A 23,595-nucleotide genomic window follows, 5' to 3' on the forward strand; every position below is an offset into this window, starting at 1 on the left:
CACGGTGCCTCATCGCCGGTCGGACACGGCCCCGGCCGGTCCGGCGGGCCCGCGTTCACTCGGTGTGCCGTCGACCGGCCGCCAGCTCGAACTCCTTGCGCGGAGCCTGCAGCGCGCCGAGCGAGACGATCTCCCGCCGGAAGAACGCCGCGAGCGTCCAGTCGCCGGTGATCCGAATCTTACGGTTCACCGTCGGCATTCGAGACAGATGGTAGGTCCGGTGCAGGAACCAGGCGAGGCGGCCCTTGAGCTTGATGCCGTAGACGTTCGCCACGCCCTTGTGCAGGCCGAGGCCGGCCACCGAGCCGACGTACTTGTGGATGTACGGCTTGCGCGGCGTCCCGCGCAGGTCGGCGATGACGTTGTCGGCCAGGCGCTTGGCCTGCCGCACCGCGTGCTGGGCGTTGGGCGCGGTGTAGTCGCCCACCGAGGTCAGGTCGGGCACGGCGGCGTTGTCGCCCGCGGTGTAGACGTGCGGCACGCCCTCGACGGTCAGCTCGGCGGTGGCCTTCAGCCGGCCCTTGTCGTCGACGGGCAGGTCGCTGTCGCGCACGACCGGGTGCGGTTTGACGCCCGCCGTCCACACCAGGGTCCCGGCGTCGAACTCCTCGCCGTCGCTGAGCACGATGTGCCGGTCCTCGGCGGACTTCAGCAGCGTCTTCAGCCGGACCTCGATGCCGCGGCGGCGCAGCGCCTCGATCGTCCAGCGGCCCATCTCGGGGCCGACCTCGGGCAGGATGCGGTCGGTGGCCTCGACGAGGATCCAGCGCATCTCGCGTGGGTCCAGGCTGGGATACCAGCGGCAGGCGTCGCGGGCCATGTCCTCCAGCTCGCCGAGCGCCTCCACGCCCGCGAAGCCGCCGCCGACGAACACGAAGGTCAGCGCGCGCTGGCGGGCCCTCGGGTCGCGTACGGACGCGGCGATGTCGAGCTGGCGCAGCACGTGGTTGCGCAGGTAGATCGCTTCCTCGACGGTCTTGAAGCCGATGCCGCACTCGGCCAGCCCGGGGATGGGCAGGGTACGGGAGATCGACCCGGCGGCCACCACGAGGTAGTCGTACGGCAGCTCGACCAGGCCGTTCGGGACGGTCTCCGCGCCGGCCGGGCAGACCGACACGCACCGCCGGGCGTGTGAGATCTCCGTCACGTTGCCGATCACGATCCGGCACCGTCTGAGCATCTTGCGCAGCGGCGCGACCACGTGCCGCGGCTCCAGGTTCCCGGCCGCGGCCTCCGGCAGGAACGGCTGGTAGGTCATGTAGGAGTGCGGATTGATCACCGTGATGACGATCTCGTGCCGGCGCAGCCGTGCGCGCAGCCTGCGTTGCAGCCGCAGCGCGGTGTACATGCCGACGTAGCCGCCGCCGACGATGACGATCCGCTTGGCACCGTCCGGGATAGACACAGCAGACATACGGCAGCGGTACCCACGGATCTGTTCAGATCACGCGATACGGGCCAGCACTCACGACATGCCGAACCTCAGGCCTCAATCCAGCATCTATATGGATGTATCGCCGCAACGGCGGTCTCGCGGCATCGGGCAGGGTCCAACGGGGGCGGCTCTGCCCGATGCGCGTTCTCCGAAGGTCAGAGCCCGGCCAGCGACCGGGCCTCGGCGAACACCGCGTCCAGCATCTCCTCGGTGACCCGGCCCGTGAACGTGTTCTGCTGGCTGGGGTGGTAGCAGCCGAGCAGCGTCACGGCGGGACCCGAGCCTCCCGGCGGGCCCAGTTCCACCCGCTTGCCGTGCCCGAACGGCGGACGGGGGCGGGGCAGCCCGTATCCGGCCTGCTTGAGCGCGGGCCACACGCCCTGCCAGGCGTACCCGCCGAGCGCGACGACACAGCGGACGGTGGGCGCCGCCTCGGCGACCTCGCGCGCCAGCCACGGCAGGCAGGCGGCGCGTTCGGCGGGCGTGGGCTTGTTGTCGGGCGGGGCGCAGCGCACGGTGGCGGCCACCCGCGCGCCCAGCAGCCGCTGCCCGTCGCCCGCGTGGACGCTGGTGGGCCGCGCGGCCAGGCCGACGCGGTGCAGGGACGCGAACAGCCAGTCGCCGGACCGGTCGCCGGTGAAGATCCGCCCCGTGCGGTTGCCGCCGTGGGCGGCCGGGGCCAGGCCGACGATCAGCACGCGCGGCTCGGGGTCGCCCCATCCCGGCACCGGCCGTCCCCAGTACTCCTGGTCGGCGAACGCCCGGCGCCGCTCGACCGCGACGCGTTCCCGCCACTCGACGAGCCGGTCGCAGGCGCGGCACACCGACTGGCGGGCGCACAGCTCGGCCAGGTCGGGCGCCTTCTCCGCCAGTTCGGCAACCTCCTCGGCGGTGTGCGCGACGGGGGTGTCTGGGGCGGCGGGGTCCTCCGGCCACCCCGTTCCGGGAGGGACGAACCGGGCCCGGGGGGACGAACCTCCGCCGGGGTCGTGCGGGCTGGTCATGGCACGATCCTGCCACGCGAGGCACGCCGCCCCGGTACCTCACCGGTGCGGCCGGTGTCGATACGATGCGACACGCCGGTCGGGGAGGCGGTGTCCGGCGCGGCCGTCAGACGCGGAGGCATGCCTTGTCGCAACCAGGCTGGTATCCCGACCCCTATGGCACCGCGAGCCTGCGCTGGTGGGACGGCCGGAACTGGACCCGCCACGTCAACCCCCGGCCGCCGGAGTCCGCACGCCCCTACGAGCCCGGGCGGGGCGCCCTCCAGACCGCCCCGGCGGCCTACGCCGCCCCGCTGGACGTGAATCTGCGCGGCGTCCCGCTGCACGCCGACGACGACGTGATCTCCTACGGCGCCGACGCGCTGGCCTGGTCCCAGGTGGAGTGGGTGGCCTACTGGACGACCGGCATGCCCGCCGCCGACCCGGGGGCCGCCTCCGCCGTCGTCTGGGTCTTGCAGGTCGGCCGGCACCCGTTCCGCGGCGGGCCGCGCGTCGAGGTGGTGCTCGACTCCACGCTGTTCCCCGAGCGCGAGGCCGAGGCGATCTGGACGAGGCTGGTCGACCGGTGCCGCCGCCGCGCCGAGCCGCGCCTGGTGGCCGAGCTGGCCGGACGGGTGCGCGCGGGCCACCCGGTGGACGTCGCCGAGGGCCTCACCGTGCATCCGGGCGGGGTGCGCGGCACCCACGTGTCGCTGAGCTGGGCGGAGATCTCCGGCGCGGTGGTGGACGCCGGCCGGGTGTGGATCCAGCAGTCCGACGGCGGCACGCCCGTTCTCTACGTGCCCCGGCAGAACCCGAACGCCGTACTGATCCCCGATCTGCTCGCCGGCCTCCGGCCCACCCGGTACCAGCCCCGCCCGGCGGGCGGCTCCTAGGCGAGGGACCAGGCGATGCCGTCGAGGATGTCGTGCTCGCTGACCACCACGGCGCCGAAGCCGTACTCGCGCATGATCCGGTCCAGGATGAGCGCGCCCGCGCCGATCACGTCGACCCGGCCCGGGTGCATGACGCCGATCGCGGCGCGTTCGGCGCGGGTGGCGTGCAGCAGGTCGCGGGTCACCTCGTGCACCTGCGCGGCGGTGATGCGGGACCCGTGGATGCGGGACGAGTCGTACTCCGGCAGCCCGAGCGCGATGCCGGCGACCGTGGTGACCGAGCCCGCCAGCCCGACCAGCGTGCGCGCCTCGTCCACCGGGACGGTCTCGCGCACCGTGTCCAGGGCGGCGTCGATGTCGGCGGCGGCCGCGCTGATCTGCTCGGGCGAGGGCGGGTCGCCGTCGCGCAGGTGCCGCTCGGTCATCCGGACGCAGCCGATGTCGACCGACCGGGCCGCCTGCACCGCCGAGCCGCCCAGGACGAACTCGGTGGAGCCGCCGCCGATGTCGACCACCAGGTAGGGCCGGGCTGGACGCAGCGCCGCCAGCTCGCGGGTGGCGCCGATGAACGACAGCTCGGCCTCCTCGTCGCCGGTGATCACCTCCGGGACCACGCCGAAGATGTCGACGACGCCGCCGGTGAACTCGTCGCGGTTGGCCGCGTCGCGGGTCGCGCTGGTGGCCACCACGCGCACCTTCCCCGCGCCGTGCCGCTCGATGAGCTCCTGGTAGCCGCGCATCGCCGCGAACGTGCGCGCCAGGGCCTCGGGCGCCAGGCGGCCGGTGCGGTCGACGCCCTCGCCGAGGCGCACGATCTCCATGCGGCGTTCCACGTCGGTCAGGGTGCCCTCGCCGGACGGCCCGTCGGGCACGACGTCGGCGATCAGCAGGCGGACCGAGTTGGTCCCGCAGTCGATGGCGGCGACGCGTGTCACTGATCACTGCCTTCCATGTCGTCCTGTTCGGGAGCCGTCCCGGGAACCGTACCGGAGGCCTTGTCATGGGGCGTTTCGGGCGCCGCGCAGCTCACGCAGGGGCCGGAGCGCCACCACTCGGGCAGCTCCTCCAGGGCCTCGCGGCCGAACGGGTTGGCGCCCGGAACGGCCAGCTCGTGCGCGACCAGGGCGTGCAGGCACTTGACCCGCTCGGGCATGCCGCCGGCGCTCTGCGTGCCGGGCGGCAGCGGCTCGACGCCCTCCTCGCGCGCCGCCTCGTCGCGGCGCCGCAGGTAGTCGTCGTGGGCGGCGGCGTACTCGGCGCGCAGCCCCGGCTCGTCGGCCAGCCGCCCCTGCATCGTCCGCATGATCCCGCCGCCCTCCAGCGTGCCGATGGCCGAGGCCGCCTTCGGGCAGGTCAGGTAGAACAGCGTGGGGAACGGCGTGCCGTCCGGCAGCCGAGGCGCCGTCTCGATCACGGCGGGCAGCCCGCAGGGGCAGCGGTAGGCCACCCGGCGCAGGCCGCGCGGCTCGCGCCGCAGCTGGGCCGCCACCGCGGCCCGGTCGCGTTCGTCGATCTTCTTCTCCCCCACCGAGTCTCCCCCCGCCGCGGGGCCCGTCCCGTCCGTCCGGCCCGCCGCCGGGGCTCAGCGCGGACGGTCGGCCTCCTCGACCGACCGCCAGAGCGTGACGTACCACGGCTCCTTGCGCGTGGCGTCGGCGGGCCTGGACTGCTGCCGCTCGCCGCCGCCACCGTCCAGGACGATGTAGCAGCGTTCCCCCGGCATGCAGTAGTGCAGGCGCCGCTTGGCCTCCCGCTCAATGTACGACTTGTCGCCGAGCTGCCGCTTGCGCTGTTCGAGCTGGGCCACCTCACGGCGCGCGACCCGCTCCTGCTGCTTGAGCTCGGCGATCTCCTGGCGCTGCGCGACGTACTCGCGCACCGGATAGGCGAGGCTGAGCGCGATGGCGCACATGACGACCGCCAGGATGGCGGCACGGCCGGTCAGCGCCGTGCCGCCCCTGCGGCCGGGGCGCGCGCGCTCCTCGCCGCCCTCGTCGTCCCGCCGACGGGCCACCGCAGCCTCCCCGTCCGCGCTCAGCCCTCCCAGGAGAACCGCGGGAAGGCGGCGGCGCCGGCGTAGCGGGCGGCGTCGTCCAGCAGGTCCTCGATGCGCAGCAGCTGGTTGTACTTGGCGACGCGGTCGCTGCGGGCGGGCGCGCCGGTCTTGATCTGGCCGCAGTTGGTCGCCACGGCCAGGTCGGCGATGGTGGTGTCCTCGGTCTCGCCGGACCGGTGGCTCATCATGCAGCGGTAGCCGTTGGTCTGGGCGAGCGACACCGCGTCCAGGGTCTCGGTGAGGGTGCCGATCTGGTTGACCTTGACCAGCAGCGCGTTGGCGGTGCGGCCGTCGATGCCGCGGGCCAGCCGCTCGGGGTTGGTGACGAACAGGTCGTCGCCGACGAGCTGCACCTTGTCGCCGACGGCGTCGGTGAGGGCCTTCCAGCCGTCCCAGTCCTCCTCGCCGAGCGGGTCCTCGATGGACACCAGCGGGTAGGACGCCAGCAGCTCGCCGTAGTAGGCGGCCATCTCGTCGGCCGAGCGCTTGCCGCCCTCGAAGGCGTAGACGCCGTCGGCGTGGAACTCGGTGGCGGCCACGTCCAGGGCCAGCGCGATGTCGCGGCCCGGGGTGAACCCGGCCCGGCCGATCGCCTCCATGATCAGGTCCAGCGCCTCGCGGTTGCTGGGCAGGTCGGGGGCGAAGCCGCCCTCGTCGCCCAGGCCGGTGGCCAGGCCGCGGCCCTTGAGCACGGCCTTGAGGGCGTGGTAGGTCTCGGCGCCCCAGCGCAGCGCCTCGGCGAAGGTGCCCGCGCCGATCGGCGCGATCATGAACTCCTGCACGTCGACGTTGGTGTCGGCGTGCGCGCCGCCGTTGAGGATGTTCATCATCGGCACCGGCAGCAGGTGCGCGTTGGGCCCGCCTACGTAGCGGAACAGCGGCAGACCGGCCGACTCTGCGGCGGCCTTGGCCACCGCCAGGCTGACGCCGAGGATGGCGTTGGCGCCCAGCTTGGACTTGCCGGGCGTGCCGTCCAGGTCGATCAGCAGCTGGTCGATGAGCCGCTGGTCGGCGGCGGGGATGCCGACCAGCTTCTCGTCGATGGTCTCGTTGACGGCCTTGACCGCGTTCCGGACGCCTTTGCCGCCGTAGCGCTCACCGCCGTCGCGCAGCTCGACGGCCTCGAACTGGCCGGTGGACGCGCCGCTGGGCACCGCGGCACGCGCCTCGGTCCCGTCGGCGAGCAGCACCTCGACCTCGACGGTCGGGTTGCCGCGGGAGTCCAGGATCTCCCGGGCGAGGACGGCCTCGATCGACGACACGGGCATCTCCCCTGATCTACGGTGCGGTCGACTTGCCCCCTGAGCCTATCGATGCGCTCTGTCCATCATCCAACGGACACGGGGGTGGCCGGGAAAGGCCGAGTGTGACGCGTCCGTCCCGCGCCCGAGACTTGACGAAAGCATTACCTACCTTATCTACTGTCCAGGTCAAACCCACTTATTTAGTAGGGATCTTGGACATGCGTCGCACACTTCGTTCGTCCCACCGGGGGCTGCCCCGTCGGCTCGCCACGGCCGCCCTGGCCGTGCTGCTCGGCGCCGGGACGCTCAGCGCCTGTGGCGACGACGAGGGCGGCGGCTCCGGCGGCGCGGCGGCGCCGCTGCGGCTGGGGTACTTCCCCAACATCACCCACGCCACCGCCCTGGTCGGCGTGCAGCGCGGCATCTTCGCCAAGCACCTGGGCACCGCGCCGCGCACCTCCACGTTCAACGCCGGCCCGTCCGCGGTCGAGGCGGTGTTCTCCGGCGCGGTGGACGCCACGTTCGTCGGGCCGAACCCGACCATCAACGCCTGGGCCAGGTCGCACGGCAAGGCCATCAAGGTCATCTCGGGCGCCGCCTCCGGCGGGGCGTCGCTGGTGGTCAAGCCGGAGATCAAGTCCATCCAGGACCTGCGCGGCAAGAAGATCGCCACGCCGCAGCTCGGCAACACCCAGGACGTGGCGGTGCGCCACTACCTCAAGAGCCAGGGCCTGACCGCCAACAAGGACGGCAGCGGCGACGTCAAGATCGTCCCGCAGGAGAACGCGCAGACCCTGCAGACCTTCGCGCAGGGCTCCATCGACGGCGCCTGGGTGCCCGAGCCGTTCGCGTCCCGGCTGATCCTGGAGAACAAGGGCAAGCGGCTGCTGAACGAGGCGTCGCTGTGGCCCGGCGGCAAGTTCGTGGTGACCAACCTGATCGTCCGGCAGGACTACGCCAAGGAGCACCCCGAGCAGGTCAAGAAGCTGCTGCAGGGCGTGGTCGAGGCCACCGACCTGATCAACAACAACCCGGACGACGCCAAGAAGGCCGTCAACGAGCAGCTCACCAAGCTCAGCGGCAAGCCGCTCAAGCCGGAGATCCTCGACTCCGCGTTCAAGGAGATCACCTTCACCACCGACCCGGTCGCCTCCTCCCTCACCCAGGGCGCCCGGCACGCCGAGGAGGTCGGCCTGCTGGAGCCGGTGAACCTGGACGGCATCTACGACCTCGGGCCTCTCAACGAGGTCCTCAAGGCGAGCGGAAAGGCACAGGTCAGCGACAAATGACAGAGGCCGTCACGGCCGCCCCCAGCCGGACCCCCGCGCCCGCGGCGGTCCGGCTGAGTGGCGTGTCCAAAGCGTTCGGAACCGGTGACGCGGCCCTGCTCGCGCTCGACGGCGTCTCCCTGGACGTGACGCCCGGCGAGTTCGTGTGCCTGCTCGGCGCGTCCGGCTGCGGCAAGAGCACCCTGCTCAACCTGGTCGCCGACCTGGAGCAGCCGACCTCGGGCAGCATCGACATCGGCGGCGCCCGGGTCGCGCTGATGTTCCAGGAGCCCGCGCTGTTCCCGTGGCTGAACGTCACCGCCAACATCGAGCTGGCGCTCAAGATGCGCGGCGTGCCGCGGGCCGAGCGGCGGGAGCGGGCCGCGGCGCTGCTGGCCTCGGTGCACCTGAGCGGGTTCGAGAAGAAGCGCCCGCACCAGCTGTCGGGCGGCATGCGCCAGCGGGTCGCGCTGGCCCGCGCCCTGGCCCTCACGGTGGACGAGACCGACAGCGGCCAGGGCACCCTGCTGCTGATGGACGAGCCGTTCGGCGCCCTGGACGCGATGACCCGCGACCTGCTGCACGACGAGATCGAGCGGATCTGGCGCGAACGCGGGCTGACCGTGCTGTTCGTCACCCACAACGTGCGCGAGGCCGTCCGGCTCGGCGACCGGGTGGTGCTGCTCAGCAGCCGTCCCGGCAAGGTCGTGAAGGAGTTCCCGGTCGAGATCGAGCGCCCCCGCCGCATCGACGCCGCCCCCGTCGCGGCGCTGGCCGGCCAGATCACCGACCGGCTGCGCGAGGAGGTCGGCCGTCATGGCGGTTGAGACCCGTACGAACGCGCCCGACCCGGCCGACGACCCGGCGCTGCGGCGGCAGATCGCCGGGCTGGACGCGCTGGAACTGGCCGCCGGCGCCGGGCGCGGCCCGCTGTCGCGGCTGTGGTCGGCGGCCTGGCCCATGGTCACGGCCGTGGTCATCGCGGTGCTGTTCTGGCAGGCGGTGGTGTGGAGCGGCTGGAAGGACCCGTGGGTGCTGCCCGGGCCCGCCGACACCCTGCCGGTGTTCTGGGACCAGATCACCAGCGGCCGGTTCTGGGAGGCCGTCGCGCTGACCATGCAGCGCGCGGTGGTCGGGTTCGCGCTGTCCATCGTGATCGGCGTGCTGGTCGGCGCGCTGGTGTCGCAGTTCCGCATCCTGCGCCGCGCGTTCGGGTCGCTGATCACCGGGCTGCAGACGATGCCGTCGATCGCCTGGTTCCCGCTGGCCATCCTGCTGTTCCAGCTCAGCGAGAGCGCGATCCTGTTCGTGGTGGTGCTGGGCGCGGCCCCGTCCATCGCCAACGGGCTGATCGCGGGCGTCGACTACACGCCGCCGATCCTGCTGCGCGCGGGCAAGGTGCTCGGCCTGCGCGGGCTGCTGCTGTACCGGCACCTGATCCTGCCCGCCTCGCTGCCGTCGTTCGTGGCCGGGCTCAAGCAGGGCTGGGCGTTCGCCTGGCGCAGCCTGATGGCGGGCGAGCTGCTGGTGATCATCGGCGACACCACGTCGCTGGGCGTGCTGCTGTCGCAGGCCCGCGAGCTGAACAACACCGCCGACATGATCTCCTACATGATCGTCATTCTGATCATCGGGATCGTCATCGACCAGCTGTTCGGCGTCGCCGACCGCGCCCTGCGCACCCGCTGGGGCATGGACAACGACTGACCCGGCCCGCGGGGCGGGGCACGCTGGCCCCGCCCCGCCGGTTCGGCCGGTCAGCCGGATGGGTGCGCGCCGTTGTGGACGCTAGACGCGCTCGAAGCGGAACCGCTGGTTGGCCGTGCCGTGGCACCGGTACTGGATGACCGGGGCGCCGTTCGAGGCGCTCTGGCCGTGCACGTCCAGGCACTTGTCGTGCAGGGTGCGCATTTCGTAGCGGCCGGAGCCGACCGGCCGCAGCCAGAACTTCTGGTTGGCCGTGCCACGGCACCGGTACTGGATGAGCGAGGTGCCGTCCGCGGAGCTCGCGCCGCTGACGTCCAGGCACTTGTTGTGCAGGGTGCGGATCTGGTAGCGGCCGCGGTCGGTGGACACCAGCCGGAACCGCTGGTTGGCCGTGCCGCGGCACCGGTACTGGATGACCGGGGTGCCGTCGTCGGAGTCGCCGCCGCGGACGTCCAGACACTTGTCATGCAGTGTCACGATTCTTCCGCGTTCGGAGTCCTGCAGCCGGCCCGCGGACGCGGCCTCGGCGGGGGTGGACGCCATCAGGGGGGCGACGAGGGCGAGCAGGGCAGCGGTCGGCAGACCGTGTCGCGCCGTGAGGGGGAAACGCATGGCACACCTCTCAGGTGGATGGATGTCGCGTCCGATCCACGTCGGACTACCTAAAGTAATCATGTAGTCGCCGATGGTGTTCAAGAGGGAATTGGACACAACCCTCTTGCGCCGGCGATAGCGAATCCCCACCTGCCCGCCCAGCCACAGCAGCCACACGGCGGCCCGCAGTCCCCGCGCGGGGCGGCGTCCGGGGCTCGGGCCCCGGTCTCAGTGGCGGTCGCCGGTCTGCTCTCTGAGCGCGGCGTCGATGGCGGCGGACATCGAGGGCGCGTCATGGCGGCCTTCGTAGAGTTCGCCGTTGATGAAGAACGTGGGGGTGCCGCCCACACCGCTGCGTTCGCCGCCCTCCATGTCGGACATGACGCGGTGGCGGTGGCGTTCGACGTCGCTCCACAGCGGGACGCCCATCGACTCGGCGTAGGAGTTCAGGTCGGCGTCGGACAGGGCGAGCTGGTTGCGGAACAGGGTGTCGTGCATGTCCCAGAACCGGCCGTGGTCGGCGGCGGACTCGGCGGTGAGGGCGGCGGCCATCGCGCGCGGGTGCAGCTCCGACAGGGGGAAATGGCGGAACACGACCCGCAGCCGGTCGCCGAAGCGTTCGCGCAGCTCCTCCAGGACGGGGTGGGCACGGCCGCAGTACGGGCACTCGTAGTCGCCGTACTCGACCAGGGTGACCGGCGCGTCCATCGGGCCGCGGACGTGGTCGGCGTCGGTGACCGGCGGCAGCGGCTCGACCTCCACGGGGATCTGGGCCTCGCGGGACGGGGGCGCGCAGACGGCGCCGCGGTCCCAGGCCATGCGGAAGACCAGCCAGCCGAACCCGGCCGCCAGCAGCGACCCGGCCAGGATGCCGATCTTGGCCTGGCTCTGCAGCGCCGGGTCGTCGGCGAACGCCAGGTCGGTGACGAACAGCGAGACCGTGAAGCCGATGCCGGACACGGCCGCGCCGCCGAGCGCCTGCCCCCACACCAGGCTGCCGGGCAGGACACCCCAGTTGAACCGAAGCGGCAGCCAGGTGCCGAGGGCGATCCCGACGAACTTGCCGGCCAGCAGGCCGACCGCCACGCCGATGGTGACGGGCGAGGTGGCGGCGGCGCGCAGGGTGTCGCCGTCCAGGCGGACGCCCGCGTTGGCCAGCGCGAAGATCGGCACGATGACGTAGCTGGTCCAGGGGTGCAGCAGCAGCTGCAGCCGCTCGTTCACCGAGACGGTGCGCTGGACGGTGCGGCTCGCCTCGATGGCCAGCTCGGGGCTCGGGTCTCGCGCCAGCTCCCGCAGCAGCTCGTTCGCGCGCAGCATCTTGTGCCCGCTGGGCGCGTACACCACGACCAGGGCGCCGAGCAGGATGCCCGCGAGGGTCGGGTGCACGCCGCTCTCCAGCATGGCGGCCCACACGCCGAACCCGAGCAGCAGGTAGGCGGGCGCGCGCCAGAACCGCAGCCAGCGGGCCGCGACGATCAGCCCGGTGAGCAGCACGGCGACCGCCAGCGCGGTGATCGACAGCGACTCGGTGTAGAAGACCGCGACGACCAGGATCGCGCCGATGTCGTCGACCACGGCGAGGGTGAGCAGGAAGGCGCGCAGCGGCTCGGGACAGCGGGTGCCGATCACCGCCAGCAGGCCGAGGACGAACGCGGTGTCGCTGGCCAGCGGGATGCCCCAGCCGCCGGCGCCGGGGCCGCCCGCGTTGAACGCGGTGTAGATCAGCGCGGGGACCGCCATCCCGCCGAGCGCGGCCACCGCGGGCACGGCGATCATGCGGCGGTCGCGCAGCTGGCCGATGCGGACCTCACGGCTGATCTCCAGGCCGATGACGAAGAAGAACAGCGCCATCAGCCCGTCGTTGACCACGTGCCGCAGGTCCAGGGCGACGGTGTGGCCGCCGATCCGCGCCGCCAGCTCGGTGTGCCAGAACGTCTCGTAGGTGTCCCCGAACGGGGAGTTGGCCCACAGCAGCCCGGCGAGCGTCGCGGCCAGCAGCACGCTGGTGCCGCCCACCTCCGTGCGCAGGAACGAACGCAGCCCCGGCGGCACCGCGCGTGCGGCGATCGAAATCTCGCTCAAATCCGAATCCTCATCCCGCGTCTCGCCCCGAATCATCGCAGCCGCGCGGTACAACCTCGCATGTCAGGGGGTTGTTCCGGGAGGGTCGGCGACGTCCCGGTCGGGGCCGGGGGGCGGCTCGGGGTCGGGGGTCGGCGTGGGGTCGGAGCGCGGGCGGTCGCCGCCGCGGCTGATGTGCAGGATGATGGTGCCGTCGGAGGCGGTCGACATGCTCGCCACCGTCCCCGCCGGGTACCGGTCGGACCGGACGAACGACCCCATGCGGGCCCGGAAGCCGGCCTCGCGGAGCCGGGAGAACGCGGCGCCCAGCGACATGCCCCGCACGTCGGGGGCCCGGTCGATCTCGCCGCTGCCGCGGCTGAAGTAGTGGGCCGGGGGCCGCTCGAACGGGGTGGCGGGACGTCCGGCCAGCGCGCCGGCCATGGTGTCGCGCCAGATCGGCGCGGGGAGCGTCGCCCCGTACACCGCGCCGTAGCAGCGGCCGTCCATGCACAGGTTCGTCATCGGGTGCTTGTAGCCGCCGCGCGGGTCGCCCACCCACACCGCCGCGGCCAGGTCGGGCGTGTACCCGGCGAACCAGGCGGCGGAGAAGTTGTCGACGGTGCCGGTCTTGCCCGCGGCGGGACGGCCGATGCCCTGCCCGCGCGCGGTGCCCTTGGTCAGCACGCCGCGCAGCACGTGGTTGACCGCGTCGGCGACGCCCTCGTCCAGCACCTGCTCGCAGTGGGCGCGCGGCACCCTCAGCTCCCGGCCCTGCCCATCGGTGATCTTCTTGATGGCGATCGGCCGGCAGTAGCGGCCGCGGGCCCCGAACGCGGCGTAGGCCGCGGCCAGCCGCACCGGCGACACCGGATTGAAGCCCAGGGTGAACGAGGGGTACTGCTCCAGCGGCTTGCCGTTGGCCTGCCGCATGCCGAGCTTCTCGGCCATCTTCACCGTGTCGCACAGCCCGACCCGGCGCTGCAGCGCCAGAAAGAACGTGTTGACCGAGTGGTGGGTGCCGGTGACCAGGCTGAACTCACGGCCGCCCTCGCCGTCGGCGGCGTTGCGCAGCGGCTTGGTGTCGCCGACGCGGCGGCCCTTGCAGTCGCGATACCCGGTCGGCGTGTAGTAGCGCGGCGCCATCAGGCGGGTGCCGAACGGCATGTCCTCGTCGAGCGCGGCGGCCAGCGTGAACACCTTGAACGTCGACCCGGCCTGCATGCCGATGCTGGAGCCGTGGCTGGCGTCGGCGGCGAAGTTGATCCAGGTCTTGCCGCGCTCGCGGTCCGAGCCGAGCTTGCGGTCGACGGCCATGCCCTTGATCTCGCCGGTGCCGGGCTCGACGAGCGCCTCGGCGGCGGCCTTGCGGGCGGAGTTCTTCGGGGGGACGTGCCGGTCGACGGCGCGCTGCGCGGCCCGCTGCGTCTGCGGGTCGAGGGTGGTGCGGATGGTCAGGCCGCCGCGCTTGAGCAGCCGTTCGCGGGCCTTGGCCGTCCTGCCGAACACCGGGTTGGTGAGGATCTCGCGCTGCACGTAGTCGCAGAAGAACGGCGCCTTGCTGACCACGCAGCCGCCGCGGGTCCGCTTGACGCGCAGGCCGAGGGGCTCGCGCGCGGCGGCCTCGGCGGCGGCCCGGTCGATCCAGTTCAGCTCGGCCATGCGGCGCAGCACCACGTCGCGGCGTTCGCGCGCGGCCTTCGGGTGGCGGATCGGGTCGTAGGCGTGCGGGTAGCGGATCACCCCGGCCAGCAGCGCCGCCTCGGCCAGGTCGAGCCTGACCGCGGGCTTGCCGAAGTAGTGCCGGGACGCCGCCTCGATGCCGTACGCGCCGTCGCCGAAGTAGGCGATGTTGAGGTAGCGGCGCAGGATCTCGTCCTTGGAGAACCGCTTCTCCAGCGCCACCGCGTACCGCAGTTCGCGGATCTTGCGGGCGGCGCTGATCTCCTGGGCGGCGCGCTGCTCCTCGGCGGTGTCGGCCTGGGTGATCAGCAGGTTCTTGACGTACTGCTGGGTGATGCCCGAGCCGCCCTGGGTGACCTCGCCGGACGACAGGTTGCTGGCCAGCGCCCGCAGCGTGCCCTGGGAGTCCAGGGCGCCGTGCTCGTAGAACCGGCTGTCCTCGATGGCCAGCACGGCGCGGCGGGCGATCGGCGCGATCTGGTCCAGCCGCACGTCCACCCGGTTCTGGTAGAAGAACGTGGCGATCAGCGAGCCGTCGGCCGCCAGGATCCGGGACCGCTGCGGCACGTCCGACACGTCCAGGTCGTCCGGCTCCTCCTGGAACCAGCGGGCGGCGTCGCGGGCGCCGAGCCCCGCGCCGCACGCGGTGGGCAGCAGCATCAGCGCGACCAGCACGCCCGCCAGGGCGCCGAGCCCGCCCAGGTGCCGGACGGCGCGCATCCGCGCCGCGGTTCTGCTCGCGGCGGCGCCGTCGCGTGACCCTCCCAGCACGGGCCAAGAGTAGACGGGGGGATCGCGGCCCACCACCCCCCGACGGATCTCGTCCGGCGGCGCGGGCGGGGGCCGCCCGCGGTCATGTGGCCGGCCGCGTCCGCTCCCATGCCCTGACACGATCACGGAATACCCGGCACACGGCCCGCAACTCCGCCTCGGGATCGCGGCCCTGCGCGCGGCTCTCGCGCACCAGGTGGAACAGGCGCGCGCCCAGGGCGTTCTCCTCCTCGGCCGACGGGTCGAACAGCTCGGGCGGGGCGCCCGCGCGGTCGGCACGGCGCTGCAGTTGCGCGGCCAGGGTCAGCGCGGGCTGGCCCATGGGCACGCCGTCCAGCACCGACGCCTCGCCGCCGTTCTTGGCGGCCCGCTCGGCGGCCTTGATCTGGTCCCAGTTGGCGTTGACCTCGTCGGCGCCGGACACGGTGACGTCGCCGAACACGTGCGGGTGGCGGCGCACCAGCTTGTCGACGATCGCGCCCGCCACGTCGTCGATGGTGAAGCGGGTGTCGTCGGTGCGCTCGGCGGCCACCACCGAGTGGAACGCCACCTGCATCAGCACGTCGCCGAGCTCCTCGCGCAGCGCGCCCAGGTCGCCGTCCTCGACGGTGTCGGCGACCTCGTACGCCTCCTCCAGCAGGTAGGGGACGAGCGAGGCGTGGGTCTGCTTGGCGTCCCACGGGCACTCGCGGCGCAGCGTGTCCATCACCGCCACCAGGTCGAGCAGCCGCGCGCCGGGCAGGTCGTAGGAGCCGTGCAGCACCTCGACGTCGAGCGGATCGTCGACGATGATCTGCCCGATCTCGCGCATGAGGCCCTCGTCGCCCTCGGGCGCGGCCACCCACACCACCGCGGCGGTGCGGGCGGCGGCGACCAGGGCGGCCGGGTCGGGTTCGGCCACCTCCTCGGGGCGCACGCCCGCGTCCCGCAGGTAGGGCAGCAGCGGATGACCGGCGGGGGCGACCACGCGGTCGGCCGAACGCAGCGTCTCCCACGCCTTCCACGTCAGCAGGCCGGGGGCGACGCGGTGCGTGGTGGCCAGCAGGGTCAGGCTCATGCTCAGCCCGTACCCGACTCGGTGGCCGACAGACGCTGCCGCACCGGCTGGATGGCGACCTGCCGCGGGTCGAACGAGCCGAACCGCGGGTTGATCGTGATGTCCATGTCGGCGGCGGTGCGGACGAACCGGTCGACGACGCCCTGCAGCGCGGTGGTGGTGCGCGGGCCGCGCGGGTCGGCCGGGTCGGCGCCGAGCCGGGTGGCGAGCTGGTCCTGGACGGTCAGGTAGCGGGCCAGGTCGCGGGTGTAGCGGGCGGGCAGGCCGTAGGCGAGCGTGACCGAGCGGGCGCCGCCCTGGCGGTCCAGCGCGGCGACGGTGCGGTCGACGGTGCCCTCACTGATCGCCAGCCCGTTGCGGCGCGCGACCTCGTCGGCAACCCGGATCTTGACGAGCATGTTCAGCGCGCCGCGCATGTCCGACTCCGACAGCGTCTCGACCGCGAGCTGCTGGTCGGGGTTGCCGGGGTCGGCGCGCATCTGGTTGGCGACCGGGTCGGCGCGGAACTGCGACTGCCAGTCGCGCACGGCGCCGTCGAGGACGGCCGTGGAGATGCGCTCCTCGCCCACCAGCGCGGCCGCGCCCGCCTTGGGCGGCGCGCCGCCGCAGCCCGTCAGCACGCCGGCGGCCACCGCCGCCAGCGCCGCCGCCCCGACCAGCCTCGCCGCCCTCACGGTTGTACCGAGCACGGAGATCCTCGTTCCTGTACGAATTCCTCTGCGGTGTCCGATCTTGGTCAGCCTAGGACCGGGCGCGCTCCGGCAACAGGGCCTCGACCAGGTCCGTGGCCCATTTCAGCAGCTCCTGGTCGCGCAGCGGACGGCCGCCCAGCGGCTTGGTCTTGGGCGTGGGCACCAGCAGGGTGCGCAGGGCGGGCTTGAGCACGCTCTTGGGGTAGAGCCGCTGCAGCCGCACCTGCATGGAGTCGGGCAGCTCGACCGGCGCGAACTTGACGTAGTTGCCCTGCACCGCCACCTCGGTCAGCCCGGCCCGGCGCGCCCGGGCCCGGAACCGCGCCACCGCCAGCAGGTTGAGCACCGGCTCGGGCGGCGGCCCGAACCGGTCGCGCAGCTCCTCGTGCACCTGGGCGATCTCCTCGTCGGAGGTGATCGCGGCGATGCGCCGGTAGGCGTCCAGCCGCAGCCGCTCGCCCGGGACGTACTCGTGCGGCAGGTGCGCGTCCACCGGCAGCTCGACCTTGGTCTCGGTGACCTCCTCGGCGGCGCCGCCCTCCTTCAGCTCGCGCACCGCCTCGCCGACCATCCGCACGTACAGGTCGAACCCGACGCCCGCGACGTGCCCGGACTGCTCGGCGCCCAGGATGTTGCCGGCGCCGCGGATCTCCAGGTCCTTCATCGCCACGTACATGCCCGCCCCGGCCTCGGTGTGCTGGGCGAGGGTGGCCAGGCGCTCGTGCGCGGTCTCGGTCAGCGGCGTCTCGGGCGGGTAGAGGAAGTAGGCGTAGGCGCGTTCGCGGCCCCGGCCGACGCGGCCGCGCAGCTGGTGCAGCTGCGACAGGCCGTACATGTCGGCGCGGTCGACGATCAGGGTGTTGGCGTTGGGCACGTCCAGGCCGGACTCCACGATCGTGGTGGCCACCAGGACGTCGTAGTTCTTCTCCCAGAAGTCGACCATGACGCGTTCGAGCTCGTGCTCGTTCATCTGGCCGTGCGCGACCGCGATGCGCGCCTCGGGGACCAGCTGCGCCAGGTTGGCGGCGACCCGGTTGATCGACCGCACCCGGTTGTGGACGAAGAACACCTGGCCGTCGCGCAGCAGCTCGCGGCGGATGGCGGCGGCGATCTGCTTGTCCTCGTAGGGGCCGACGAACGTCAGCACCGGGTGCCGCTCCTCGGGCGGGGTGAGGATGGTGGACATCTCGCGGATGCCGGTGATGCCCATCTCCAGCGTGCGCGGGATCGGGGTGGCGGACATGGCCAGCACGTCCACCTGGGTGCGCAGCCGCTTGAGCTCCTCCTTGTGCTCGACGCCGAACCGCTGCTCCTCGTCGATGATCACCAGGCCGAGGTTCTTGAACCGGGTCTGCGCCGACAGGATGCGGTGGGTGCCGACGACGACGTCCACCGTGCCGTCGGCCAGGCCGCGCAGCGTCTCCTCGACCTCCCCGTTGCTCTGGAACCGGCTGATCGCCTTGACCACGACCGGGAACGCGCCGAACCGCTCGCTGAACGTCGACAGGTGCTGCTGGACGAGCAGGGTGGTCGGCACCAGCACCGCGACCTGCTTGCCGTCCTGCACGGCCTTGAACGCGGCGCGCACCGCGATCTCGGTCTTGCCGTAGCCGACGTCGCCGCAGATCAGCCGGTCCATCGGGACGGGCCGTTCCATGTCGGCCTTGACCTCGTCGATGGCGGCGAGCTGGTCGGGCGTCTCCACGTACGGGAAGGCGTCCTCCAGCTCGCGCTGCCAGGGCGTGTCGGGCGCGAAGGCGTGGCCGGGGCTGGCCATCCGCGCCGAGTACAGCCGGATCAGCTCGCCCGCGATCTGCCGGACCGCCTTGCGCGCCCGCGACTTGGCCTTCTGCCAGTCGGCGCCGCCCAGCCGGTGCAGCGACGGCGACTCGCCGCCCACGTACCGGGTCAGCTCGTCGAGCTGGTCGGTGGGGACGAACAGCTTGTCGCCCTTGGCGTACTCCAGGATCAGGTACTCGCGGGTGGCGCCCTGCACGGTGCGGCTGACCATCTCCAGGTACCGGCCGACGCCGTGCTGCTCGTGGACGACGTAGTCGCCCGCGCGCAGCCGCAGCGGGTCGATGCCGCCGCGCCGCCGCGACGGCATGCGCCGCATGTCCTTGGTGGACGACTTCTGCCCGGACAGGTCGGCCTCGGTGACGACCGCCAGCTTGATCGAGTCCCAGGTGAAGCCGTGCTCCAGCAGGCCGGTGGAGACGCTGACCACGGCGGGGGCCGGGGGGTCGGCCAGGTCGGTGAGGGTGGCGCCCAGGCCCTCCTCGCCGACGAGCTGGACGAGGCGTTCGGCCGGGCCGTGGCCGGGGGTGACGACGACGACGCGCCAGCTGTCGCCCGTCCACCGCTTGAGGTCGCCCATGACGCGGGCGGTGTCGCCCCGGTACGCCTCGGCGGCGTGCACGCCGAGGTTGAGCGCGTCGCCCTCGGGGTTGAGGGCGGTGACCGTCCAGCGGTTCAGCCCAAGCTCGGTGGTGTGCTGCTGCACCTCCTCCAGTGAGCGGAAGGCGGCCGCGCCCAGGTCGATGGGGGCCTCTCCCCCGGCGGCGGCCGTGACCCAGCTCGCCTCCAGGAACTCCTGGCTGGTGCGCACCAGTTCGGCGGCGCGGCTGCGGATGCGCTCCGGTTCGCACACCAGCAGGCGCGAGCCCTCGGGGAGCAGGTCGGTGAGCAGCTCCATGTGGTCGGCGAGGACGGGCGAGAACGCCTCCATGCCCTCCACGGTGTCGCCGTCGGCGATGCGGGTGAGGATGTCCTCCAGGGCCGGGTGCTGCTCGGCCAGCAGCTTGGCGCGTTCCCGCACCTGCTCGGTCAGCGGCAGCTCGCGGCACGGCGGCGCCCACAGGCCGTCCTGGGCCACCTCGAGGGACCGCTGGTCGGCGGCCTTGAAGTAGCGGATCTCCTCGACCGTGTCGCCCCAGAACTCCACGCGCAGCGGGTGCTCCTCGGTGGGCGGGAACACGTCGAGGATGCCGCCGCGCACGGCGATCTCGCCGCGCTTCTCCACCAGGTCGACGCGGTGGTATCCGGCGTCGACGAGGCGGCGGACGACGTCGTCCAGCTCGGCCTCGTCGCCGGAGCGCAGCCGCACGGGCTCCAGGTCGCCGAGGCCGGACACGATCGGCTGCAGCACCGCCCGCACCGGCGTCACGACGACGTCCAGCGCCCCGCCGGCCCCGTCGTCGGCGCCCGGGTGGGTCAGGCGGCGCAGGACGGCCAGGCGCTGCCCGACGGTGTCCGAGCGCGGCGACAGCTTCTCGTGCGGCAGCGTCTCCCACGCCGGGAAGTGCGCGACCCGGTCGGGGTCGAGCAGGCTGGTCAGCGCCGACGTCAGGTCCTCGGCCTCGCGTCCGGTGGCGGTGACGGCCAGCACCACTCCCCCGTCCGTGCCGTGGCGCGCCAGGGCGGCGGCCAGGATCGGCCACAGGGCCGGAGGCGCGACCACGTCCCGGTCGACGCGCGCGTTCTTGAGCGCGGCGCCCAGCCGAGGGTCGCCGCAGGCCAGGTCAACAAGTCCAGAAAGCGTCATGTTCGCCCGCTCGTCGGTGCTCCTTGCGGGGGCGGCCCCCGCCCCGCCGTTCGAAAGACCTCCGCCCGCCTTGCCCGGCGCCCGCCCGGCCGCACCGCCGGGGGACGACCCGTCGCGGGGCAGCCCGAAGCCCCGGAATCCCTCTGGACCCCGGTGTGCGGTACCAGCCTACGCGCCCGCATACCGTCCCGTACGGCCGCCGGACGATCAACCGGAATGCGACGGAGTCGTCTAGAATGAGACAAGTTTGTCGCATATGAGACGGAAGAGTGTCACCGCCATGAACTCCGAAGAGATCGTCACCGCGGCGATCCGGCACCTCAACGAGCACCCGACCGCCTCGATGGCCCAGCTCGCCGAGGCGATCGGCGTCAGCCGCGCCACCCTGCACCGCCACTTCGCCAGCCGGGAGACGCTGCTGCACGCGCTCGGCAGGCGCGCCGTCGACCGCTGGGAGCGGGATCTCGAGGAGGCCGACGCCGACGGCGCCGCCGCGTCGGGCGACCCCGCGCGCGTCGAGCGGGCGCTGCGCCTGCTGCTGCGCGGCTACGTCCAGGAGGCCGACGAGCACGGCTTCGCGCTCACCGACCACTTCATCGGCCAGTTGCCCGACCTGGCCGAGCGCGGCGCGCGGCTGGAGGAGCGCGAGCAGGCGCTCTACGCCGCGGCCCAGGCGGCGGGCCTGCTGCGCGCCGACCTGCCCGTCCGCTGGATCGGCAACGCCGTGTACGGGCTGCTCGTCGCCGTCCGCGAAAGCCTGCGGCGCGGCGACGTGGCCCGGCGCGACGTCGAGGACCTGCTGCTGACCACCTTCCTCCGGGGCGCCGGGGCCGAGGCGGCCGACGGCGCCGCCGCGCACGAGCGGGGGCGGCCATGACCCGCACCACGACGCCGGCCGGCCCGACCCGCGCGCGTCCGCCGGCGCATCCGCGCCGCTGGGCGGGGCTGGCGGTGCTGTCGGCGAGCCTGCTGATCGTCGTGATGGACATGACGATCCTCAACGTGGCGCTGCCCGCGCTGTCGGCCGAGCTGCGGCCGGACTCGGTCGGGCTGCTGTGGATCGTCGACGTCTACTCGCTGGTGGTGGCCGGGCTCCTGGTCACCGCCGCCGCGCTGGGCGACCGGTGGGGCCGCCGGCGGGTGCTGCTGGCGGGATTCACGGTCTTCGGGCTGGCCTCGCTGGCGGTGCTGGCCGCGGGGACGCCGGGCGCGGTCATCGCGGTGCGGGCCGTGCTGGGCGTGGGCGGCGCCCTGATCATGCCGTCCACCCTGTCGATGATCCGGCACCTGTTCACCGACCCGCGCGAGCGCGCCACCGCGCTCGGCGTGTGGGCCACGATGGCGGGCCTGGGCGCCGCGCTCGGCCCGATCCTGGGCGGCGTGCTGCTGGAGCACTTCAGCTGGCGGTCGGCGTTCCTGGTCAACGTGCCGGTCATGGTGGCGGCACTGGTGCTGGGCCGCTGGCTGCTGCCCGAGTCGCGCAACCGGCGTCCGGCCGCACCCGCCCATTCCGGCCGGCCCTCGGGGACGGGGCGGTGGGACCTGCCCGGCACGCTGCTGTCGACCGTCGGCATGGTCGCCCTCGTCTACGCGATCAAGCACCTCGGCAAGAACGGCCCGGCCGACCTCGGCGCGCTCGTCGCCGCGGCGATCGCGGCCGTCGCGCTCGGCTGGTTCGTGACGCGCTGCCTGCGCCGTCCCGACCCGATCCTGGACGTGCGCCTGTTCCGGGGGCCCGCCTTCTCCGCCGGGGTGGTGGCCGCGCTGAGCACGAGCATCGCGGTGGCCGCGGCGATGCTGCTGCTGGCGCAGTGGATGCAGCTCGTGCAGGGCTACTCGCCGCTGGAGACGGGACTGCGGCTGCTGCCCAGCGCCGTCGCCACGGCCGTGCTGTCGCCGCTGGCCCCCGCCCTGGCCGCCCGGATCGGCGCGCGCACCGTGCTGGCCGGGGGCCTGGCCGTCAGCGGGCTGGGGTTCGTGACGCTGGCCGCCGCCCCCGGCCCGCTCGGATACGGCACCGTCGCGGCCGCGCTGACACTGGTCGGCGCGGGACTGGGCGCGCTGGCCGTCGCGTCCGCCGTGATCATGGCGGGCGCCCCGCCGGAGCGGTCCGGCAGCGCCGCCGCCATCGAGGAGACCAGCTACGAACTGGGCGGCACGCTCGGCGTGGCCGTGCTGGGCAGCGTGGCCGCCGCCGTCTACCGGGCCGGCCTGCCCCCGGACCGCCTCGCCGACGCCGGGCTGACCGGGCCGTCCGCCGCCGGCGTGCGCGAGTCGCTGGGCGGCGCGCTGGAGATCGTCCCGACCCTGGGCGAGGCCGGGGCGCGCCTGGCCGAACGGGCGCAGGCGGCGTTCACCTCGTCCCTGCAGTGGGCGGGCGCGGCGGGCGGCGCCCTGCTGCTCCTCGCCGCCGCGCTGGTGTGGCTGCTCACCCCGCGCGACCTCGACCTGGCCGGCGGCCACGAGCACTGACACCGGCGCGCTCGATCCGCGACGTCCGGAGGACCGGCGAGGTTGGTCGCCTGGCCGCATGCGGCATGCCAAGAAGCCGCAAATAGCGGACAGTGCGCAGTCGTGCGATTACGCTGCGAGACTGTGACCGATCTGCGTACGCCGCCGCTCAACGACGGTGATCTGTTCTCAGAACGCGTCCGGCAGTACGCCCATGACCGGCCGCTGCGGCCCGTCCACATCCTGGAGGCCGGATGCGGATGGGGGCGGGGGCTGGACCTGGGCGACTGCGAGCGTCGGGTCACCGGTGTCGACATGGACGCCCCGGCGCTGCGGGCCCACACCGCCGGCCGCACCGACCTGGACGAATGGCACCTGGGCGACCTGCGCACCGTGCCCATGCCGCCGCGCGCCTACGACGTGGTGCACGCCCCGTTCCTCATCGAGCGGGTGCCGCACGCCGAACTGGTGCTCGACCGCTTCGTCGCCGCGCTCAAGCCCGGCGGGCTGCTGCTGGTGCGGCTGCGCGACCGCAACACCGCGTTCGGCTTCCTGGACCGCAGGCTGCCCCGGTGGCTGCGCGATCCGCTGTGGCGCCACCTGGCGCGGCACGGCCGGGTCGAGCTGCTGCTGCGGCCCGAGGCGTCGCCGGGCGCGGCGCGGCCCGCGCAGGAGGGCACGGCGGAGGGCCGCTCCGAGGCGGCCGCGTCCGGCGCCTCCGGGGGCGGCGCGGACGACGCCGCCGAGCGGGGCCACGTCCGGGGGCGGCGGGTCGGCGACGAGCGCGCCGCCCGGATCGGGGTGCCGCCGCCCGCCGTGTACGAGAAGGTCGCCTCCCGGCAGGGCATGCGCTGGTACTGCGTCATGCGCGGGCTGGTGATCGCCGAGGAGTACACCTCGCGCGCCTCGCTGGACGCGCTGGGGGCCGGTTCCGGCCTCGTCGGCGGACTGTGCCGGCTGGTCGCCTCCCTGTCGCGCGGGAAGCTGACCTCCGAGCACAGCGAGGTGACGCTGGTCATCCGCAAACCCGAGAACCGTTTCGCGCGGGTCATCTGAGCGCGGCCCCCGCCCGGGCGGCCGCCCCGGCCCCCGCGGCGGGCGGGCCGAGATGCGCACAGCGGTGGACGGTAGGTAAATTTTCTGCGGCATC

19 protein-coding genes are annotated in these 23,595 nt (G+C 73.5%); 7 read left to right on the plus strand and 12 right to left on the minus strand.

Features of this window, described 5'->3' with window-relative positions:
- Positions 1-55: 55 nt before the first annotated feature.
- Positions 56-1,414 carry an NAD(P)/FAD-dependent oxidoreductase gene (locus ABD811_RS43250; RefSeq protein WP_344959516.1) on the minus strand — a complete coding sequence of 453 codons (1,359 nt, stop codon included), beginning with the start codon at positions 1,412-1,414 and terminating at the stop codon, positions 56-58.
- A gap of 176 nt (positions 1,415-1,590) precedes the next feature.
- The gene (locus tag ABD811_RS43255; protein WP_344959518.1) at positions 1,591-2,439 is read right to left on the minus strand and encodes a uracil-DNA glycosylase; all 849 of its coding nucleotides are present in this window, start codon (positions 2,437-2,439) and stop codon (positions 1,591-1,593) included.
- Between the two features lie 125 nt (positions 2,440-2,564).
- On the opposite strand from ABD811_RS43255, the gene ABD811_RS43260 reads away from it, so the two are divergent.
- Complete coding sequence (locus tag ABD811_RS43260; protein WP_344959520.1) at positions 2,565-3,314, plus strand: DUF2510 domain-containing protein; 750 nt, start codon at positions 2,565-2,567, stop codon at positions 3,312-3,314.
- Here ABD811_RS43260 and ABD811_RS43265 read toward each other — a convergent pair.
- From ABD811_RS43265 to eno, 4 genes are read right to left on the minus strand one after another with little or no spacing between them, the layout of a single operon-like run.
- Complete coding sequence (locus ABD811_RS43265) at positions 3,311-4,249, minus strand: Ppx/GppA phosphatase family protein (protein WP_344959522.1); 939 nt, start codon at positions 4,247-4,249, stop codon at positions 3,311-3,313. The two genes, ABD811_RS43260 and ABD811_RS43265, sit on opposite strands and share 4 nt — an antisense overlap.
- Positions 4,246-4,842, minus strand: coding sequence for a DUF501 domain-containing protein (locus tag ABD811_RS43270; RefSeq protein ID WP_344959524.1), 597 nt, complete (start codon positions 4,840-4,842; stop codon positions 4,246-4,248). The genes ABD811_RS43265 and ABD811_RS43270 overlap by 4 nt, the downstream gene beginning before the upstream one ends.
- Positions 4,843-4,896: 54 nt before the next feature.
- Positions 4,897-5,328, minus strand: coding sequence for an FtsB family cell division protein (locus ABD811_RS43275; protein WP_344959526.1), 432 nt, complete (start codon positions 5,326-5,328; stop codon positions 4,897-4,899).
- A gap of 20 nt (positions 5,329-5,348) precedes the next feature.
- Positions 5,349-6,632 carry a phosphopyruvate hydratase gene (eno, locus tag ABD811_RS43280; protein ID WP_344959528.1) on the minus strand — a complete coding sequence of 428 codons (1,284 nt, stop codon included), beginning with the start codon at positions 6,630-6,632 and terminating at the stop codon, positions 5,349-5,351.
- Between the two features lie 200 nt (positions 6,633-6,832).
- Here eno and ABD811_RS43285 point away from each other — a divergent pair, with 200 nt between their 5' ends.
- The 3 genes from ABD811_RS43285 to ABD811_RS43295 are packed head-to-tail and all read left to right on the plus strand — an operon-like array spanning position 6,833 to position 9,589.
- Positions 6,833-7,903, plus strand: coding sequence for an ABC transporter substrate-binding protein (locus ABD811_RS43285; protein WP_344959530.1), 1,071 nt, complete (start codon positions 6,833-6,835; stop codon positions 7,901-7,903).
- Positions 7,900-8,709 carry an ABC transporter ATP-binding protein gene (locus tag ABD811_RS43290; protein ID WP_344959532.1) on the plus strand — a complete coding sequence of 270 codons (810 nt, stop codon included), beginning with the start codon at positions 7,900-7,902 and terminating at the stop codon, positions 8,707-8,709. The genes ABD811_RS43285 and ABD811_RS43290 overlap by 4 nt, the downstream gene beginning before the upstream one ends.
- Positions 8,699-9,589, plus strand: coding sequence for an ABC transporter permease (locus ABD811_RS43295; RefSeq protein WP_344959534.1), 891 nt, complete (start codon positions 8,699-8,701; stop codon positions 9,587-9,589). Before ABD811_RS43290 ends, ABD811_RS43295 begins: the two co-directional genes overlap by 11 nt.
- Before the next feature lie 81 nt (positions 9,590-9,670).
- Here ABD811_RS43295 and ABD811_RS43300 read toward each other — a convergent pair whose 3' ends face one another.
- The 6 genes from ABD811_RS43300 to mfd all read right to left on the minus strand — a co-directional run bounded on the left by ABD811_RS43300 (position 9,671) and on the right by mfd (position 19,994).
- Positions 9,671-10,201 carry an RICIN domain-containing protein gene (locus ABD811_RS43300; protein WP_344959536.1) on the minus strand — a complete coding sequence of 177 codons (531 nt, stop codon included), beginning with the start codon at positions 10,199-10,201 and terminating at the stop codon, positions 9,671-9,673.
- A gap of 210 nt (positions 10,202-10,411) precedes the next feature.
- A complete protein-coding gene (gene nhaA / locus ABD811_RS43305) occupies positions 10,412-12,268 on the minus strand; it encodes a Na+/H+ antiporter NhaA (RefSeq protein ID WP_344959538.1) in 1,857 nt (618 codons plus the stop codon).
- A 63-nt stretch (positions 12,269-12,331) separates the two neighbouring features.
- Positions 12,332-14,701: a penicillin-binding protein gene (locus tag ABD811_RS43310; protein WP_344959539.1), complete on the minus strand. Its 2,370-nt coding sequence runs from the start codon at positions 14,699-14,701 to the stop codon at positions 12,332-12,334.
- Positions 14,702-14,783: 82 nt separating this feature from the next.
- Positions 14,784-15,758, minus strand: a complete 975-nt coding sequence (locus tag ABD811_RS43315; RefSeq protein WP_344959541.1) for a nucleoside triphosphate pyrophosphohydrolase — start codon at positions 15,756-15,758, stop codon at positions 14,784-14,786.
- A 2-nt stretch (positions 15,759-15,760) separates the two neighbouring features.
- Positions 15,761-16,447: a hypothetical protein gene (locus ABD811_RS43320; protein WP_344959543.1), complete on the minus strand. Its 687-nt coding sequence runs from the start codon at positions 16,445-16,447 to the stop codon at positions 15,761-15,763.
- A gap of 52 nt (positions 16,448-16,499) precedes the next feature.
- Entirely contained in the window at positions 16,500-19,994 is a 3,495-nt protein-coding gene (gene mfd, locus ABD811_RS43325; protein ID WP_344959545.1) for a transcription-repair coupling factor, read from the minus strand.
- A 280-nt stretch (positions 19,995-20,274) separates the two neighbouring features.
- Here mfd and ABD811_RS43330 point away from each other — a divergent pair, with 280 nt between their 5' ends.
- The 3 genes from ABD811_RS43330 to ABD811_RS43340 all read left to right on the plus strand — a co-directional run bounded on the left by ABD811_RS43330 (position 20,275) and on the right by ABD811_RS43340 (position 23,501).
- Positions 20,275-20,871, plus strand: a complete 597-nt coding sequence (locus ABD811_RS43330) for a TetR/AcrR family transcriptional regulator (protein ID WP_344959547.1) — start codon at positions 20,275-20,277, stop codon at positions 20,869-20,871.
- Positions 20,868-22,466, plus strand: a complete 1,599-nt coding sequence (locus ABD811_RS43335; RefSeq protein ID WP_344959549.1) for an MFS transporter — start codon at positions 20,868-20,870, stop codon at positions 22,464-22,466. Before ABD811_RS43330 ends, ABD811_RS43335 begins: the two co-directional genes overlap by 4 nt.
- A gap of 123 nt (positions 22,467-22,589) precedes the next feature.
- The gene (locus ABD811_RS43340; RefSeq protein WP_344959551.1) at positions 22,590-23,501 is read left to right on the plus strand and encodes a class I SAM-dependent methyltransferase; all 912 of its coding nucleotides are present in this window, start codon (positions 22,590-22,592) and stop codon (positions 23,499-23,501) included.
- Positions 23,502-23,595: the final 94 nt, after the last annotated feature.

The sequence above is a fragment of the Actinomadura miaoliensis genome (assembly GCF_039536785.1).
Taxonomy (GTDB): domain Bacteria; phylum Actinomycetota; class Actinomycetes; order Streptosporangiales; family Streptosporangiaceae; genus Spirillospora; species Spirillospora miaoliensis.